The 17,795-nt window shown below is 35.9% G+C and carries 14 protein-coding genes; 13 read left to right on the top strand and 1 reads right to left on the bottom strand.

Annotation, left to right across the window (positions count from 1 at the left end; translation table 11 throughout):
- Positions 1–16 precede the first annotated feature (16 nt).
- Both ABF682_RS07780 and holA read left to right on the top strand, forming a co-directional pair.
- Positions 17–2,161 carry a DNA internalization-related competence protein ComEC/Rec2 gene (locus ABF682_RS07780; RefSeq protein WP_415619450.1) on the top strand — a complete coding sequence of 715 codons (2,145 nt, stop codon included), beginning with the start codon at positions 17–19 and terminating at the stop codon, positions 2,159–2,161.
- Positions 2,158–3,183: a DNA polymerase III subunit delta gene (gene holA / locus ABF682_RS07775; RefSeq protein WP_415619449.1), complete on the top strand. Its 1,026-nt coding sequence runs from the start codon at positions 2,158–2,160 to the stop codon at positions 3,181–3,183. Before ABF682_RS07780 ends, holA begins: the two co-directional genes overlap by 4 nt.
- A 37-nt stretch (positions 3,184–3,220) precedes the next feature.
- Here holA and rpsT read toward each other — a convergent pair whose 3' ends face one another.
- Positions 3,221–3,475 carry a 30S ribosomal protein S20 gene (rpsT, locus tag ABF682_RS07770; RefSeq protein WP_289977297.1) on the bottom strand — a complete coding sequence of 85 codons (255 nt, stop codon included), beginning with the start codon at positions 3,473–3,475 and terminating at the stop codon, positions 3,221–3,223.
- A 277-nt stretch (positions 3,476–3,752) separates the two neighbouring features.
- Here rpsT and rpsO point away from each other — a divergent pair, with 277 nt between their 5' ends.
- The 11 genes from rpsO (at position 3,753) to ABF682_RS07715 (ending at position 17,714) form a co-directional block, all read left to right on the top strand.
- On the top strand, positions 3,753–4,022 hold the full coding sequence (rpsO, locus tag ABF682_RS07765; RefSeq protein WP_289977296.1) for a 30S ribosomal protein S15: 270 nt from the start codon (positions 3,753–3,755) through the stop codon (positions 4,020–4,022).
- A gap of 199 nt (positions 4,023–4,221) precedes the next feature.
- A complete protein-coding gene (locus ABF682_RS07760; protein WP_289977294.1) occupies positions 4,222–5,271 on the top strand; it encodes an aspartate-semialdehyde dehydrogenase in 1,050 nt (349 codons plus the stop codon).
- A 15-nt stretch (positions 5,272–5,286) separates the two neighbouring features.
- A complete protein-coding gene (gene dapA, locus ABF682_RS07755; RefSeq protein ID WP_289977292.1) occupies positions 5,287–6,159 on the top strand; it encodes a 4-hydroxy-tetrahydrodipicolinate synthase in 873 nt (290 codons plus the stop codon).
- A 15-nt stretch (positions 6,160–6,174) separates the two neighbouring features.
- Positions 6,175–7,863 (top strand): ribonuclease J, encoded by a 1,689-nt coding sequence (locus tag ABF682_RS07750; protein WP_289977291.1) that lies wholly within the window; start codon positions 6,175–6,177, stop codon positions 7,861–7,863.
- A gap of 315 nt (positions 7,864–8,178) precedes the next feature.
- Entirely contained in the window at positions 8,179–9,069 is an 891-nt protein-coding gene (locus tag ABF682_RS07745) for a hypothetical protein (RefSeq protein WP_415619448.1), read from the top strand.
- A 210-nt stretch (positions 9,070–9,279) separates the two neighbouring features.
- Positions 9,280–10,467, top strand: coding sequence for an elongation factor Tu (gene tuf / locus ABF682_RS07740; protein ID WP_289977289.1), 1,188 nt, complete (start codon positions 9,280–9,282; stop codon positions 10,465–10,467).
- Between the two features lie 183 nt (positions 10,468–10,650).
- On the top strand, positions 10,651–11,961 hold the full coding sequence (gene tig, locus ABF682_RS07735; protein WP_289977287.1) for a trigger factor: 1,311 nt from the start codon (positions 10,651–10,653) through the stop codon (positions 11,959–11,961).
- A gap of 370 nt (positions 11,962–12,331) precedes the next feature.
- Positions 12,332–13,579 carry an ATP-dependent Clp protease ATP-binding subunit ClpX gene (gene clpX / locus ABF682_RS07730; RefSeq protein WP_415619447.1) on the top strand — a complete coding sequence of 416 codons (1,248 nt, stop codon included), beginning with the start codon at positions 12,332–12,334 and terminating at the stop codon, positions 13,577–13,579.
- A gap of 284 nt (positions 13,580–13,863) precedes the next feature.
- The gene (gene gndA, locus ABF682_RS07725) at positions 13,864–15,285 is read left to right on the top strand and encodes an NADP-dependent phosphogluconate dehydrogenase (RefSeq protein WP_289977284.1); all 1,422 of its coding nucleotides are present in this window, start codon (positions 13,864–13,866) and stop codon (positions 15,283–15,285) included.
- Positions 15,286–15,480: 195 nt separating this feature from the next.
- Positions 15,481–16,167: a response regulator transcription factor gene (locus tag ABF682_RS07720; RefSeq protein WP_289977282.1), complete on the top strand. Its 687-nt coding sequence runs from the start codon at positions 15,481–15,483 to the stop codon at positions 16,165–16,167.
- The gene (locus ABF682_RS07715) at positions 16,164–17,714 is read left to right on the top strand and encodes a HAMP domain-containing histidine kinase (RefSeq protein ID WP_289977281.1); all 1,551 of its coding nucleotides are present in this window, start codon (positions 16,164–16,166) and stop codon (positions 17,712–17,714) included. The genes ABF682_RS07720 and ABF682_RS07715 overlap by 4 nt, the downstream gene beginning before the upstream one ends.
- The last annotated feature ends 81 nt before the right edge of the window (positions 17,715–17,795 follow it).

Below are 17,795 nucleotides of genomic sequence, written 5' to 3'. Positions count from 1 at the left end.
GATTGCTCTCAGAAGTATGCCAATTTTTACGGCATGGCTTGTTTTTGTGGTAGCTACATTAGTTGTGTTTTTTATGTGGCAAAAGGAAATGACTGCACGTTCAATAATTAATGAAACAGAAATAACGAGACAGCATCTAGTTGTTTACCCTGATGATTTACAAATTGATGGTGATTTGCTTAAGTTTTCAGCTTTTTGGATTGAAGGAAAACAAAAAGTTCAGTCTTTTTATATCTTCAAGACAGAGGATGAAAAAAAGCTGTTTCTCGATTACAACAAGACAAACGTTTTTTTATTTTCAGGAACGGTTAAGCAACCTGACAGTCCAACAAATGAAAATCAGTTTAACTATCAAGAATTCTTAAAGACAAAAAATATAGTGAATATAGTAAAGATAGCAGAACTTAATGAATTGGAAAAAAATCAGGCTAAATTTATTTGGGAACCTACAGTTTTAGCCCATATTCGTGACTTTCGCAAGTATCTACTGGATTACCTGGGACAAATAGCTCAACCACTTGCTGGGTACAGCCAATTACTGTTACTTGGGTATTATGATTCTGATTTTAGTAATCCAATTGAAATTATCAATAAGTTAGGGTTATTGTATCTTTTTAGCCTGTCAGGAATGCATGTTTTTTATATTATAGCAATACTCAGGTGGCTTTTTGCTAAATTATATATAACAGATGAGTTTTGTTCCTGGTTTTTGTTGATGGTATTACCACTATATGCTATTCTTGGTGGTCTTTCTGCGAGTTTATTACGCGCAGTAATGATGAGTTGGCTAATATTATTCATCCAGATTTTTTTCAAAAAAACAGTTTCAGGGATTGCCGTTGAATCGTTTGTTTTAATAATTAACTTGTATTGGTGCCCGTTGATTATTTTCTCAATGGGAGCCCAGTTGAGTTATTTATTAACCTTTATTTTAATTGTTAATCGAAAAGTTAATCCGATTCATTTAGGATTAAAACTAACGGCATATAGTATTCCAATCGTGTTATGGAACACTTATGAATGGAATTGGTTAACTACATTTTTATCAGTTGGAATGGTTCCTTTCTTTGAATGGATAGTGATGCCAGCAGTTGTTATTGGTGCCATAGCTCCCGTACTTGGAACTCTGTGTAATCAAGTTCTTATGGTTTTTACAAAAATATTATTTTCTTTAAGTTCTTGGCCGCTTACTTGGGATTATGGAAAACCACCATTATTTTTTGTAGTACTCTGGCTTGTTTTGTTGCTACTCTCAGAACGGAGAGAAAACTCGCGGAAAATATTGGTTTATCTGAGTATTTCATTTGTTTTTTGTGCTGTAATAATCAGATTTCCATTACAAGATCAGGTAGTTTATTTCGATATTGGTCAGGGTGATAGTACTTTAATTAGGGAACGCTTTAATAAGAGCATCACTTTAGTAGATACGGGTGGCAAAGTTACATTCAACAACAATGAAGAATGGAAGAAGCGGACATCTAAAACGATGGGTGAAACAATTATCGCAAATTATTTACTCAGTAAGGGCATCAGCAAAATTGATAATCTTTTTTTGACACACCAAGATACTGACCATGTAGGAAATTTCCCATCACTCACTCAGAAAATAAAGATTAATCGGTTGTTTGTGCCTGATGGAATGGACTCGTTAACTTCCTTCCAAGCTCGTTTGGCAGACTCTACAATTGACATGAATAGAGTATATCCAATTTCGATTGTGAAAGCTGATCGGATTGGTATTTTTAAAATTCTGCATCCTTTTATTAGAGGTGAAGGAAAGAATGAAGATTCAATAGCTGTGAGTTTTAATTTAAAAAAGACATCATTTATTATAAGTGGGGACTTAGATCAAGATGGTGAAAAAGAAGTAATCAATCTTTTCAAAACACTACAAGCTGATATACTAAAAATAGGCCATCATGGTAGTAAGACGTCTACTGCAAAGGAATATGTGAATAAATTAAAGCCAAAATTTGCAGTAATTTCTGCGGGCCGTAATAATCGATATGGGCATCCTAATATAGAAACTTTAGCGACTTTGGATGAGTTTAAAGTACCATATGTTAATACCGCAAATGCTGGTATGATTCAGGTGATCCCCACGAAAAATAATGAAACAATAATTAAAACTTTTTTAAAGGAAAATGGTGAAATGAGATGAAGATTAGTGAACTGCTTACAAAGATAGCAGGGGATTTTTTTGACAATATCTATGTAGTTCTTGGGAAAGAGGCGTATATTCAAGAAAAAGTTGTTAGAGCATTTATCGAATGTATTCCTGAAGAAGAAAGAGCGATGAATATTGGACAATATGATATGGAGGTTAATTTACTCACAGATGCATTAAGTGATGCACTTTCAGCTCCTTTTTTTGGAGAAAGGAAACTAATAATTATTAAGCGCCCAATTTTTTTAACTGCCGAGGGTAAAAAAACAAAGTTAGATCAGAACGTAGACGAATTATCAAATTATATTAAAAATCCTGAACCGCGAACGATAATGCTTTTTGTTGCACCTTATGAAAAACTCGATGAACGCAAGAAAATAACAAAACAGTTATTAAAGAATGCAACTTTGATTGAGAGTGGATATTCTTCTGAAAAAGATACCGCGCGAGAAGTTAAAAATCTCCTTAGTAAGAATGGATATACAATTGAAGCAAAAGCTTATGATTTATTGAAAATAAGAACTGAGGGGAAATTATCATTAATTACGAATGAACTTTCTAAACTTTTTTTATTGGCTAATCAAACAAAAGTTATCAGTGAAGAAATGGTAGATAGAATGGTTGCTCAAACGCTAGAACAAAATATATTTGATTTGGGTGAGTTAGTGTTAAGTGATAAAATTGCAGTTGCAATTGAGATGTATGATGATTTAATTGAACAGCACGAGGAACCACTAAAAATTAATGCAATTTTGATTAGTCAGGTCAGATTACTCTTACAAGTTCAAATACTGCAACAACATGGGTATGCACAAGGAAATATTGCAAGTGCGTTGAAAGTACATCCGTACAGAGTTAAGCTGGCCTTACAAAATAGCAGAAAATATTCAAGAAAAACATTAAGTGAAAAATATTCAGGATTAGTAAAATTAGAAGAACAGATGAAGTCATCACAAAAGAATGCGGGTCAATTATTTCAGTTGTTTATGCTGGGATATTTTTCAAAAAAAAGGTAAAAAAAAACGCTTCTTCATTTCGAAGAGCGCTTTTTTATTATTTTGCTAAACGAGCTGTAAGACGAGACTTGTCACGTGCAGCCTTATTTGCTTTAATTAAACCTTTTGATTTAGCTTGGTCAACAGCTTTAACAGCTGCCTTATATAAATCTTCTACATTTTCAGAACCTGCTGTCTTAGCACTTTCGAACTTTTTAACAGCAGTACGCATTGAGCTCAATTGAGAAGAATTACGAGCGCCAGCTTTTTCATTAGTAACTACACGCTTAATAGCTGATTTGATAATTGGCAAAAATTTCACCTCCACATTAACATGATTCCATACCGGTATCATAAAATATTCAACATAGGCTATTATACAAGAGCTTTGTTCACAATGCAATAAAAAAGTGAAAAAGTGTCAAGCAAATTTCCTTGACTCATTCGATAGATTTTATAGTTGAAATTAATTTTTGAAATGTGTATACTGTTTATTAGTGCTTAGCACAGACCCTAGACTCAGAGTAGCGATGCTCACCAACGTTATTCCGGGATAGTGGTATCTTAAATTATGGAAGGTGGGAAACAACTTGGCAGTCTCAAAAGAAAAGAAAACAGAGATTATGCAAAAATATGCTCGTCACGAAGGCGACACAGGTTCTGCTGAAGTTCAAATTGCCGTTTTAACATTTGATATCAACGAACTTAATGATCATATTCGTTCACATAAAAAAGATTATGCATCACAGCGTGGATTGATGAAGAAAATCGGTCATCGTCGTAACTTGTTAGCATACTTACGTGCAAATGATGTTCAACGTTACCGTGAATTAATCAAGAGCTTAGGCTTGCGTCGTTAATTCATGAATTGAGGCTGGGTCAAAAGTTAAATTTTGACCCGGTTTTTTTTATATAAAAAAGGCAAAATTATTAACGGTAAATAGTAATTAAATGATAAAATGATGAAAAATAAAATACAAGTATGTTCTTTAAAAACGCAATTTTTACGTTAAATATGTTATAATTGTGTTTCAATAAGAAAAAAAGAAGGTTTTTCGTATGGACGGATATAATGTTGCTGTTGTGGGTGCAACAGGTGCTGTAGGCACTCGAATGATTCAAATGCTGGAAGAATCAAAGTTACCAATTGCTAGTGTTAAATATTTGGCTTCAAAACGGTCAGCAGGAAAAGTCTTAAAATTTAAGGATGAGGATGTAGTTGTTGAAGAACTTGTTCCCGATTCTTTTAATAATATAAACTTAGCTCTTTTTTCTGCAGGTGGTGGAGTGTCGAAAAAATTTGCACCTGAAGCGGTAAAACGCGGAGCAGTTGTTGTTGATAATACGAGCGCCTTTCGGATGGAAGACGGAGTGCCATTGGTTGTACCAGAAGTTAATGAAAAAGCCCTTTATGGGCACAAGGGAATAATTGCAAATCCTAATTGTTCCACAATTCAGATGGTTGTGGCTTTGGAACCATTGCGGAAAGTTTACGGGCTCAAGAAAGTGATTGTTACGACTTTACAAGCTGTTTCTGGAGCTGGTAATCGTGCAATTCAAGAGCTACATGATGAAACACAAGCAATTCTTAACGGTGAAGAATATGAACCACAGATATTGCCAGTGTCAGGTGCCAAGAAACATTATCAAATTGCTTTCAATCCACTTGCACAGATTGATGTTTTTGAAGATGACGGTTATTCTCATGAAGAATGGAAGATGATTCATGAGACAAAGAAGATTATGTCAGATCAAAACTTGCAAGTAACCGCAACTTGTGTGCGTGTTCCAGTTGCCGTTGCCCATTCAGAATCAGTGTGGTTCGAACTAGAAAAAGGCGGGGCTGACGTGGCAAAATTGCAATCTATTTTAAAGATTGCACCAGGGGTTGTCCTTGAAGATGATCCCCAAAATCAGATTTATCCGCAAGCTGTTAATGCTGAGGGCAAAAAGGATACATTTGTTGGAAGAATCAGGGCTGACAAGGAACAAGCCAATTCTTTCCATTTATACTGTGTTTCTGATAACTTATTAAAGGGAGCTGCATGGAATTCTGTACAAATAGCAGAGCGGCTTCATGCACTTGATTTGATGCGCGTTCCAGACTAAGTAGGGGTTGAAATAATGAAATTTGATAATGCTGAAATTATAACAGCAATGGTCACACCTTTTGATGAGGATGGGCAGGTAAGTTACGAACGACTTGAGAAGCTGATTAATCATTTGTTGAGTTCAGGGACAAAGGGAGTTCTTGTTTCAGGGACAACTGGCGAAGCGCCTACATTGACCAAGTCTGAAAAAATTGAATTGATCAAGAAAACGGTAGAGTTTGTTGATGGGAGAGTTCCTGTAATTGCCGGTACGGGGTCCAACAATACTGCGCAGACAATAGAGTTTACAAATGAAGTTGCTAAAATTAATGGTGTTGATGCAGCATTGGTAGTGGTTCCTTACTATAACAAGCCTGATCAAAGAGGGATGATTGCTCATTTTACAGTGATTGCTAACGCAAGCCTGTTACCAATAATCATCTACAATATTCCTGGTAGAACAGGTGTTACTATGAAAGTAGAAACAATTGCGACCTTAGCAAAAGTTAAAAATATTATTGGGATTAAGGATTGTACTGGAAGTGTTAATTTGAGTCGGATTGTGGCAGAAACACCTGATGATTTTTTGACATATACGGGTGAGGATGCGGATGCATTGGTAGCTAAGACTGTTGGTGCTAATGGTGTTATTTCTGTTGCTGCTCATATTTACGGTAGCGAGATTGAAGAAATGTATGCACTAGTAGAACAAGGAAAGTATAAGGAAGCCGGTGCGATAATGCGCGCATTAACTCCTAAAATGGCAGCTGTTTTTAGTGCACCATCACCAAGCCCTGTGAAGGCAATTCTCAATTATAAGGGTCTCAATGTAGGTGGTTGCAGACTTCCAATTTTAGAATTACCTGAAGAGCGGCTTAAGCAGTTAATAAAAATATTAAATATTTAAAAGAGAGGTGAAAGCATGAGTGATATAAAAATCATTCCACTTGGTGGTGTACGTGAAAATGCGAAAAATATGTACGCTGTTGAAGTGGGTGATGAGATATTTATTTTGGATTGTGGATTGAAGTATCCTGAGAACGGGTTGTTGGGAATTGATACTGTTATTCCTGATTTTAGTTTTTTGCGAGCAAATGCAAGTAAAATCGTTGGTGTTTTTTTGACACATGGACATGCCGATGCGATTGGAGCTTTACCATATTTCTTGAGTGAGTTTGATGTACCTGTTTTTGGAACTGAATTAACGATTGAGTTGGCAAAAATTACGGTACATGATGAGGAAAAAACAAGGAAGTTTGATGATTTTCATATTGTTAATGATCAGACTGAAATTGATTTTGAGAATGCAACGGTCTCCTTTTTTAAGACCACACATTCTATACCAGAATCTTGTGGGATAGTTGTAAAAACAGCAAAGGGGAGTATCGTATACACTGGTGACTTTAAGTTTGATCAAACCGCAACGAATGGTTATCGTACGGATTTTGGAAGGCTTGCTGATATTGGCAAAAATGGTGTCTTGGCATTGTTAAGTGATTCTGCAAATGCCGAAAATCCCAAAGCACCAGTTGCAGAGTATGAAATTTTTGAATTTATTAGTGAAAATTTTGAGTACCGTAAAGGCAGAATTGTAGTTGCTTGTGTTGCTTCAAACATAATGCGAGTACAACAGGTTTTTGATGCAGCTGCACAGAATAATCGTAAAATTATTTTGACTGGGCACGATGCAGAAGAGATAATCAATACTGCTTTGAGGTTGGAAAAATTACATCTTCCAAATGATGAATTATTGGTACCACTGGCTGATATTGGGAAAATTCCAGATGAAAATCTGGTAATTCTTGAAACTGGTCGTTCTGGTGAACCGTTAAAATCATTACAAAAAATGGCTTTAGGGAAGCATAAAAATGTTTCACTGAAAGAAGGAGATTTGGTTTTCATAACAACGACACCTTCACATGCCATGGAGACTGCGGTTGCTAAAACTAGAGATATGATTTATCGGGCGGGAGCAGATGTTAAAGCCATTTCAGACGAATTAAATTCATCTGGTCATGCAAGTCGCAATGATTTGCAATTGATGATGAATCTGCTTAAGCCAAAATATGTTATTCCTGTACAAGGCGAGTATCGTTTATTAGCTGCCAACAGTAGGTGTGCGCAAGAAATTGGTATTTCAAAAGACGAGATTTTCATTACATCTAAGGGTGATGTTATTGAATATGATCATGACAAGTTGTTACTAGCTAGTTCAGTTGAGGTTGGTGACACTTTGATTGACGGTAGCGGTGTTGGTGACATAGGAAATATCGTTTTACGTGATCGCAAGATTCTCTCGGAAGATGGGGTCTTTGTTGCTGTGGTGACAATTGATAGAAAAAAGAAAAAGATCGTTGATAGTCCACAGATTACATCACGAGGATTTGTTTATGTTAAAACAAGTCGTGATTTAATTTTGGAGAGTGCTAGTATTGTTACCGAGGTTGTGCAAAAGAATTTGGATAACAAGGAATTTGATTGGGGCCATTTAAAACAAGATGTTCGTGATCAGCTTAATCGTTTCTTGTATGAACATACAAAGCGACATCCTGTGATTTTACCGGTAATCATGGAAATCAATCAGCACAGACATTTTTCGAAAAAGAAATAGATGTTGTAGCAAGAAAATAGGAGAAGGCTGTGCCAGAATACAAGTTTGGGTCAGCCTTTTTTATTTGTTCTGTCTTTCATGGAATATCTTTATCCAGAATCAATGAAATTTGGGGCTGGGTCAAAAGTTAAATTTTGGTCTAGCTTCTCTATATTATTATGAATAAACGTATTTCATAAGTCAAAATTCTTACTATGTTCATAATTTCTAGTTGGTACTCAAATTTCCCGAATTATGGCACACTCTCGTTTATTTAAAAAAATCATCGGTGAGTGAAACTTTTTGTATCCTTCCTTGTTTTAGGAGGTAATTAATATGAATGATAAAGAATATCAAAGAGCTTTCTCTAAGGGAGTGGAATTCTTAGAGAATAAAAATTATAAAAAAGCTCAGAAACTATTGGCTGAGTGTTATTTGGAGAAAAAAAATTTTAGAACAAACTTTTTTTTATTTCAAGCATGTTATGGACAAGGCGACTTTAAAGAAGCAAGGCGACTGGGTAAGGAATATTTGACAGAATATTTGTCTGATAATAAAAAACTTGATCTTTTAATTTTAGCAGGAATGATGGCTGAAGATGTCATTGGAACTTACAAATTGTACTCGCATTTTAGGAAATATATGAATACTACTGAAAAAAAACATTTTTTTGAATTGATAAAAGATGAAGAAAGCAAAATTGATGTGAAAAGGACATTGGAGCTCAAAAAGTCTTTGCTTTATTGTGGGTCATTCCCACGTATGCGTCAGCGAAGAGTATTACAAGATAGTTACAGTTTACCTCTAGCTGACTTTAGGGAGGTAGCACCCAAAATATTATGTGATAAAAATGTTCATCAGTTTATCAAAGTAAGTATACTGGATGATTTGAGACAAGTTGAGGACAGCCGGGAAGCTCCATATCTCTTCGTTGATGATAAATTATATCAAATTAAACCTAGCGAGCTTCATGTGTTTGAGGAAACAAAATTATTCAGTGCTCTGAAATATCAAATAATTTCTGAGCAAAATGATAATAATGATTTGCTCAGATGGAACGAAATTAAGTTGAAATTGAGCTTATTATATCCATTTGAAGAAAAATTTATTGGTAATTTCAGAAAAGTAAAAGAATTGCTGATGCTAGAGAATATGCAGAACTATAGTGATGCAGATCAAAACTTGGCACGAAAGCTTGAAAAATTATTAGTAGAATGGAGTGGCTAGCAAATTAAATGTAGATGAAACAATCTTATTTTTGAATAGCTATTTACAAATCACACGGGTATCTATATAATAGCTTAAGAATTCTTCTTTGCAGGATACTAAAAATGTTGGTATTTTTGTTTGGAAGTAGTATAATAAAACTTAAAGGATTATCAGCAAACTAATATTTGTTGCGGATTTTTCTTGCAAAACTACAGGAGGTTCGTATTAATGGCAAAAGAACATTACGAAAGAACAAAACCCCATGTAAACATCGGTACAATTGGACACGTTGATCATGGGAAAACAACTTTAACTGCTGCAATTTCAAAGGTTTTGGCTGACAAGGGTTTGGCTGAACAACAGGATTTTGCAACAATCGATGCAGCTCCAGAAGAGCGTGAACGTGGTATTACAATCAATACTGCTCACATCGAATACGAGACAGAAAAGCGTCATTACGCTCATATTGATGCTCCAGGACATGCTGATTACGTTAAGAACATGATTACTGGTGCTGCTCAAATGGATGGTGCTATCCTTGTTGTTGCTGCAACAGATGGTCCTATGCCACAAACACGTGAACATATCTTGCTTGCACGCCAGGTTGGTGTTGAATATCTTGTTGTTTTCTTGAACAAGTGTGACTTGGTTGACGATGAAGAATTGTTAGACTTAGTTGAGATGGAAGTTCGCGAATTATTGAGCGAATATGATTTCCCTGGTGATGATATTCCTGTTGTCCGTGGTTCAGCTCTTAAAGCACTTGAAGGCGATGCAGATGCCGTTGCTAAGATTGAAGAATTGATGGATATAGTTGATGAATATATTCCAACCCCAGTTCGTGCTACAGACAAGCCATTCTTGATGCCTGTTGAAGATGTATTCACGATTACAGGTCGTGGTACTGTTGCTTCTGGTCGTATTGATCGTGGTGTTGTCAAAGTTGGTGACGAAGTTGAAATCGTTGGATTGAGAGATGCACCATTAAAGACAACAATTACTGGTCTTGAAATGTTCCGTAAAACTCTTGATGAAGGCCAAGCCGGAGACAATGTTGGTGCATTGCTTCGTGGTGTTAACCGTGAGCAAGTTGAACGTGGGCAAGTTCTTGCTGCTCCTGGATCAATTAAGACTCATAAAAAGTTCAAGGGTGAAGTTTATATCTTGAGTAAAGAAGAAGGCGGACGTCATACTCCATTCTTCTCAAATTATCGTCCTCAATTTTACTTCCATACAACTGATGTTACAGGTGTTATTGAATTACCAGAAGGTGTAGAGATGGTTATGCCTGGTGATAATGTTACATTTACAGTTGAATTGATTGCTCCAGTTGCTATCGAAAAAGGTCTTAAATTCACAGTTCGTGAAGGTGGCCGTACTGTCGGTGCTGGTGTTGTTTCAGAGATTGACGATTAATTTTTATGAAAAACTCGGAAAAATCCGAGTTTTTTTTTTAGAAAAATAATTTAAAAATAAAACAAAATATTATGTAAAGCTTTTTTTAGTGTAATTGTTTACAATTCGATGTAACTAAGGTACACTGTTTTAGTATGCAATTAGTAAATTAGTTGTACAAAATTTTCGTGCGGAGGGAAAATAATGTCTGCAAAATGGGAAAAGCAAAGTGAAAATACAGGAAAACTAACTTTCGAAATTTCACAAGATAAAATTAAAGAAGGTTTAGATGTAGCCTTCGATCGTGTTAAAAAGGATTTAAATGTACCAGGGTTTCGGAAGGGTAAAGTTCCTCGTCAAATTTTTAACAGAATGTATGGGGAAGAAGCACTTTATCAAGATGCTCTGAATGTCCTATTGCAAGATGCATATTCAAATGCGGTTGATGAAATAAAAATCAAGCCAGTTGGTCAACCAAATGTTGATGTTGAGAGTTTGGAAAAGGGCCAGCCATGGGTATTAACTGCTGTAGTTTCGGTAGAACCTAAGGTTGAAGTAGGAGACTATAAAGGTCTTGAAGTTACATCACATTCAACACGTGTGCTCGTTGGTGATATTGAAGCCAAGTTAGAGGAGTTGCGTCAACAACAAGCTGAACTTGTACTCAAAGAAGATGAAGCTGCTGAAAAAGGCGATACTGTCATTATAGATTTTGAAGGTAAAGTTGATGGAGTAGCTTTTGATGGTGGTAAGGCAGAAAACCATTCTCTTGAGCTAGGTTCAAATTCATTTATTCCAGGGTTTGAAGAGCAATTAGTTGGTCATAAGTCAGGTGAAGATGTGACTGTCACGGTGACATTCCCAGAAGACTATCAAGCCGAAGATCTACAAGGTAAAGAAGCAGTCTTTGATGTTAAGATTCATGAAATCAAAGCTAAGCAGCTTCCTGAATTAGACGATGATTTTGCTAAGGATGTTGACGAAGAAGTTGATACTTTGGAAGAATTAAAGGCTAAGATCAAAGAAGAATTGAAGGAACAAAAAGTTGCTGATGCAAAGTCATTAATCCAGAGTGAAGCTATTGATATCGCTGTAAAGAATTCAAAGATTGGTGATATTCCTGCAGAAATGATTGATGAAGATGTTCACCGCCAAATTGATCAGTATATGGAAGGTATGAAGCAACAAAATATCACACCAGAAATGTATTATCAAATTACAGGTACTTCGGAAGCTGATTTGCACAAACAATTTGAAAAAGATTCTGAAAAACGTGTAAAAACTAACTTAGTACTCGAAGCTATTGTTGCCAAGGAAGATATCAATATTAGTGATAAAGAAGTTGCTAAAGAGATTAAGAGTTTGGCAGAACAGTATGGTATGGAAGAAACTGCAGTACGTTCAGCATTAAAGGATGATTTGTTAAAACATGATATTGCAGTACGCAAAGTGGTTGAAGAAATTACTGATTCTGCTAAGCAAACTCGTGAAAAGAAAGAAACAGAAAATAAGTAATTCACTTACGAATTATATATGATTAGCGAGGAGGCTGGGTTAAAAGTTAAATTTTGACTCAGCCCTCTCTATTTATTGCAAATAAACATGGTTCATAAGTCAAAATTCTCTGTCCAACTTCGAATTACTCATAGTAAAAGTACATGCTATGTTAGTAAGAAAGCACCTCCAAAACTTGACTTTCCTATCCAAGTTTTGCAAGGTGCTTTTATGTCAAACTTCCTCTTGTGTTGAATGGATGGCAACAGCGTTTTTGTGTAAAATAATTAGAAAAGATAAAGTCGTCGACAAAAGTTATCAGTGCGTATATAATTGTTGAATGATTAGAGACCTGTAGAAAAAAGCAAGTCGCAATTTTAGGGGGCTAAATATGTTTGAAAATACAGATAGTAATGAGCCTGTAATGTGTTCTTTTTGTGGTAAGTCACAGGAACAGGTAAAAAAGATTGTTGCAGGACCTGGTGTTTATATCTGTAATGAATGTATTGATTTATGTAAAGAAATTATGGATGAAGAGTTCAAAGATCAGGCAACCGAAGAACTCACAGATGTGCCTAAACCACGTGAAATAGTTGATGTCTTGAATCAGTATGTTATCGGGCAGGAACAAGCAAAGAAGACTTTGGCAGTTGCCGTCTATAACCATTACAAGCGAGTTAATACTTCCCTTGAAGATGAGGAGAGCGAGACAGAATTACAAAAAAGTAATATTTGTTTAGTAGGACCAACGGGATCAGGGAAGACCTTTCTAGCACAGAGTTTAGCAAAAATATTACAGGTTCCGTTTGCAATTGCAGATGCGACGACTTTAACGGAAGCTGGATATGTTGGAGAAGATGTTGAGAATATTCTTCTAAAATTACTTCAAAGTGCTGATTTTGATGTTGAACGTGCGGAACGTGGAATTATTTATATTGACGAAATTGATAAAATTGCTAAAAAAAGTGAGAATGTATCAATAACACGTGATGTTTCAGGCGAAGGGGTCCAGCAAGCTTTACTCAAGATACTTGAGGGAACTATTGCTAATGTTCCGCCTCAGGGTGGACGTAAGCATCCGCAACAAGAGTTTATTCAGATTGATACCACGAATATATTATTTATCGTTGGTGGTGCGTTTGATGGCATTGAGACAATGGTGAAGAATCGTTTAGGTGATAAAACGATTGGATTTGGTGTTGATTCAAAGAATGCCTATAATGATCAAACAAGCCTAATGCAGCAAATTATTCCTGAAGACTTGTTGAAATTTGGATTGATCCCTGAGTTTATTGGACGCTTGCCAATCTTATCGGCTTTAGAGAAATTGACAGAGGAAGATTTGGTAAGAATTTTAACGGAACCGAAAAATGCATTAGTTAAGCAATATAGCAGGTTGCTGGAGTTAGATAATGTCAAACTCAAGTTCAAGAAGGATGCGCTTAAAGAAATATCCTGCTTAGCTATTGAGCGTAATACAGGAGCTCGTGGGTTACGTTCAATTGTTGAGAATACAATGAGAGATATAATGTTTGAAATTCCAAGTCGCACTGATGTTTCACAAGTAGTAATTAATAAAGCAAGCGTTGATGGTAAAGAATTGCCAGAACTTGTTTTGGATGACAAACAAGCTTCATAAAACTGATTGGAGAGACTGGGACAAAAGTTGAATTTTGATCTGGTCTCTTTATTAATTCTGGGTAAATTCATAAGGAAAACTTTTTTTAACTAACTCAAAATGACTCAAAGCATGTGCGCTTTATATTTATATTTTCAAGCTGGCAATTAAATGTTACTAAACCGGATTATACATTATTATACATTCTTTTTTGTATTAATAGTTTTAAAATGTGACAACGTCTTTATCTTTTAAGTCATTTTTGGTAACATAAGAAGAGAATATTACTTGTAGGAGGTTTAATAATGAATAAACCACAAATTGGTGTAGTTGGAATGGCTGTAATGGGAAAGAACTTGGCTTTGAATATTGAAAGCCGTGGTTATAATGTTGCAATTTACAATAGAACTGGGTCAAAGACGGAAAAAGTTGTTGCTGATCACCCTACTTTGAAGCTTGTCCCTAGTTACAACGTTGAGGACTTTGTTGCATCACTTGAGACTCCTAGACGAATTATTATGATGGTTAAAGCAGGAGCACCGACAGATGGTTTGATCAAACAACTTCTGCCACATCTGAGTCAAGGCGATGTATTAATTGATGGTGGAAATACTTTCTTTGAAGATACAATACGTAGAAATGCTGTATTGGATGAATCTGGAATTAATTTTATTGGTATGGGTGTCTCGGGTGGCGAAAAGGGTGCACTTGAAGGTCCCTCTTTAATGCCTGGTGGACAAGTAGAGGCATATAAGCTCGTTGAACCGATTCTAAACAAAATTGCCGCTAAAGCTGAAGATGGAACACCATGTGTGACCTATATCGGTCCAAATGGGGCAGGCCATTATGTGAAGATGGTTCACAATGGGATTGAATATGGTGATATGGAGCTAATTTCAGAAAGTTATAATCTATTGCGAAATGTTCTCGGTCTTGAGGTCAAAGATATTGCCGAGATCTTTAATGATTGGAACCATGGAGAGCTTGATAGTTATCTAATGTCTATTACCGCAGAAATTTTGACACGCGAAGACGATTTAGGAACAGGTAAACCAATTGTTGACGTTATTCTTGATCGTGCTGGTAACAAAGGAACGGGTAAGTGGAGTTCACAGAGTGCACTTGAACTAGGTGTTCCACAATCATTGATTACTGAATCAGTATATGCACGTTATATTTCTGCTTTAAAAGACGAACGCGTTGCGGCTAGCAGTGTTTTGCAAGGACCTGATTTTGATTCAGCGAAGCTTGATAAGAAGACGCTGATTGAAAAAATCAGAGAGGCTTTATATTTTAGTAAAATTATGAGTTATGCGCAAGGCTTTGAACAGATGCGAGTTGCCTCAGAACATTATGATTGGGAACTTAAATATGGCGAGCTAGCGATGATTTGGCGAGAAGGATGCATTATTCGTGCTCAATTCTTACAAAAAATTACAGATGCGTTTAAAACAAATGACAAGTTAAACAACTTAATGCTGGATCCTTATTTTAAGGAAATTACTGATAAGTATCAAGCAGCAGTTCGTGACGTTGTAGCATTGGCAATTCAAGCTGGTGTTGCTGTCCCTGCCTTTACCGCAGCAATCACTTACTTTGACCAGTATAGATCGGCTAGTTTACCAGCTAATATCGTGCAAGCACAACGTGACTATTTTGGGGCACATACTTATGAAAGAACCGATAAAGAAGGTATGTTCCATTATGAATGGTATCATGAAGAATAAGCTGTGTAACAGATAATAGGATTGGGTAATGCAGTCAAAGTCAAAAAACGATAGATTTCTAAATAAATCTATCGATTTTTTGTGCGTTATTTAAAATAATGTTGACAAAAAAGTGCGGAATTGTTGCTTTTGTGTTAGATTAACGTTAGATGAAAAATTATAATATTGTTATTTAATTTTCTAGGAGAGTGAAATATGAATCGAATATTAATTATCGAAGATGAAAAAAACCTTGCTAGGTTTGTAGAACTTGAATTACAACATGAAGGCTACGAGACAGAGGTCCACTATAACGGACGGACTGGGTTGGATGCTGCACTAGAGAGTGATTGGGATGCAATTTTACTTGATTTAATGTTGCCAGAATTAAATGGTCTTGAGGTTTGCCGTCGTATTAGACAAACAAAAAATACACCAATCATTATGATGACGGCTAGAGACTCTGTGATTGATAGAGTTTCGGGGCTTGATCATGGGGCGGATGATTATATTGTTAAGCCATTTGCGATTGAAGAGCTATTGGCACGTTTGCGCGCTTTGCTCCGCAGAATTGACATTGAAAGTGAACAAAATGCTTCCAAGCAAACTAAAGTAACATATCGTGACTTAACAGTTGAAAAGGAGAATCGAATAGTCCGTCGTGGTGATGAGATTATTGAACTTACTAAGAGAGAGTACGAGTTGCTTTTGGCGCTAATGGAGAACATTAATGTTGTTCTTGCCCGAGATGTCTTGTTGAAAAAGGTTTGGGGATACGAGTCACAAATTGAAACAAACGTGGTTGATGTTTATATCCGTTATCTGCGTAATAAGATTGATCGGCCAGATGAAGAAAGCTATATTCAAACTGTTCGAGGCACAGGGTACGTGATGCGTTCGTGAAAAAAAAGAAAAAAAATTTATTTAGAACCAGAAAAAAAGAAAAAAAGGGGTTCTCAATTAAATTAAAATGGGCAATTGGCACCAGTGTTGGTGTATTGCTTATTTTTGCGATTTTTGCAATCTTATTGTTCCAGAGCTTTTCTAATTTAATGCTTCAGCAAGAAAGACAGTATGCGAGTGACGCTGTAGCTGTGGCACAAAGTCGACTATCATCTTTAGAGAATGAGCTAACAAATAGCAGTGCTAAGCGTGAGTTGGGTTCAAATATTTCTACAGTGAAACAGGAAAAAAATCGACCAGCAAGTTTATATTCAGATTCTGTATTTGTTACATTATCGCGTAAAAATATTGGTGTCGGGATTTATAATCTGAATGGGGAAAAGGTCTTTGCATCAAGATCTTTACCAGTTGAATTTGATATTAGTAATAGTATTAATATTACTAAAGTTCAAAAGATAAAGGGTGTTAATGTCCTTATAATTCGTAAACCTGTGGTTGCAAAGAGTACACAAAAAGTAATTGGTTATATCCAAGTGACTAATCGTCTGACGGATTATGATAAGGCACGGGAAAAGCTAGGACTTGTATTCTTTATCTTTGGGATCACAGCTGCTATAGCAAGTGCAATGCTCGAATATGCTCTATCCGCTTGGCTATTACGACCGATTGATTTGATAAACGATACAATTGATAAGATTAATCAAGAAGATGAAGATGATCCAATTGCAGATATCAGAGTCCCAATTGAAGCAATTAAACGAAATGACGAATTATCTGATTTAAGTCAGCTTTTTAACGATATGCTTGATCGAATGCAAAGATATATTGAGCAGCAACAGCAGTTTGTTGAAGATGTTTCTCATGAATTGAGGACACCCGTTGCAATTGTTCAAGGCCATATGGAATTATTGAATCGTTGGGGAAAAGATGATCCAGCAGTTTTAGCTGAATCGATTTCGGCTTCGCTCCAAGAAATCAATCGAATGAAAAGCCTAGTTCAAGAGATGCTTGATTTGTCGCGGGCAGAACAAGTTGAAATTCAATATGGTAAAGAAGTTGCGGATGTTCGTGAAATTGTTTCGCAAGTTTATAATAATTTTAAGATGATTAAGCCTGATTTTGTTTTTTTGCTGGACGATGATTTAAAGAGTAGAACACCAGTCAAAATATATCGTAACCATTTGGAACAAGTATTGATTATTTTAATGGACAATGCAGTAAAGTATTCTAAGAAACGCAAAGAAGTACATCTTTCAGTATCACGAGATCAAAGATATGTGAAGATTGCTATTCAAGATTTTGGGGAGGGTATTTCTAAGGAAAATATGGAGAAAGTTTTTGATCGTTTTTATCGTGTTGATAAGGCTCGTAGCCGTGGAAAAGGCGGGAATGGGCTAGGCCTCTCAATAGCTCAAAGGTTAATTGAAGGATATCATGGTCAAATCACGGTTGAGAGTGTAATTGAAAGAGGCTCGGTTTTTAGAATATCGCTACCAATTGTCAAAGAAGAAGATTCTGGTAAAAAAAATGATAGTATTGAGAAATAATCAATTCATTTTTAATTCATAAATCAGTATTTCTCTTGAAAATATTACTGTTATAGTGTTTTTTTGAAATTTGTGACTGAT

The organism is Liquorilactobacillus sp., from assembly GCF_047719775.1.
Lineage (GTDB): Bacteria > Bacillota > Bacilli > Lactobacillales > Lactobacillaceae > Liquorilactobacillus.
This window is presented reverse-complemented; position numbering and strand designations above follow the sequence as displayed.

Excerpts from the sequence above, each read along its gene's own strand:
- ABF682_RS07780 (WP_415619450.1), top strand. The coding sequence starts at position 17 with ATGCCAATTTTTACGGCATGGCTTGTTTTTGTGGTAGCTACATTAGTT.
- holA (WP_415619449.1), top strand. The coding sequence starts at position 2,158 with ATGAAGATTAGTGAACTGCTTACAAAGATAGCAGGGGATTTTTTTGAC.
- ABF682_RS07760 (WP_289977294.1), top strand. The coding sequence starts at position 4,222 with ATGGACGGATATAATGTTGCTGTTGTGGGTGCAACAGGTGCTGTAGGC.
- dapA (WP_289977292.1), top strand. The coding sequence starts at position 5,287 with ATGAAATTTGATAATGCTGAAATTATAACAGCAATGGTCACACCTTTT.
- ABF682_RS07750 (WP_289977291.1), top strand. The coding sequence starts at position 6,175 with ATGAGTGATATAAAAATCATTCCACTTGGTGGTGTACGTGAAAATGCG.
- ABF682_RS07745 (WP_415619448.1), top strand. The coding sequence starts at position 8,179 with ATGAATGATAAAGAATATCAAAGAGCTTTCTCTAAGGGAGTGGAATTC.
- tuf (WP_289977289.1), top strand. The coding sequence starts at position 9,280 with ATGGCAAAAGAACATTACGAAAGAACAAAACCCCATGTAAACATCGGT.
- tig (WP_289977287.1), top strand. The coding sequence starts at position 10,651 with ATGTCTGCAAAATGGGAAAAGCAAAGTGAAAATACAGGAAAACTAACT.
- clpX (WP_415619447.1), top strand. The coding sequence starts at position 12,332 with ATGTTTGAAAATACAGATAGTAATGAGCCTGTAATGTGTTCTTTTTGT.
- gndA (WP_289977284.1), top strand. The coding sequence starts at position 13,864 with ATGAATAAACCACAAATTGGTGTAGTTGGAATGGCTGTAATGGGAAAG.
- ABF682_RS07720 (WP_289977282.1), top strand. The coding sequence starts at position 15,481 with ATGAATCGAATATTAATTATCGAAGATGAAAAAAACCTTGCTAGGTTT.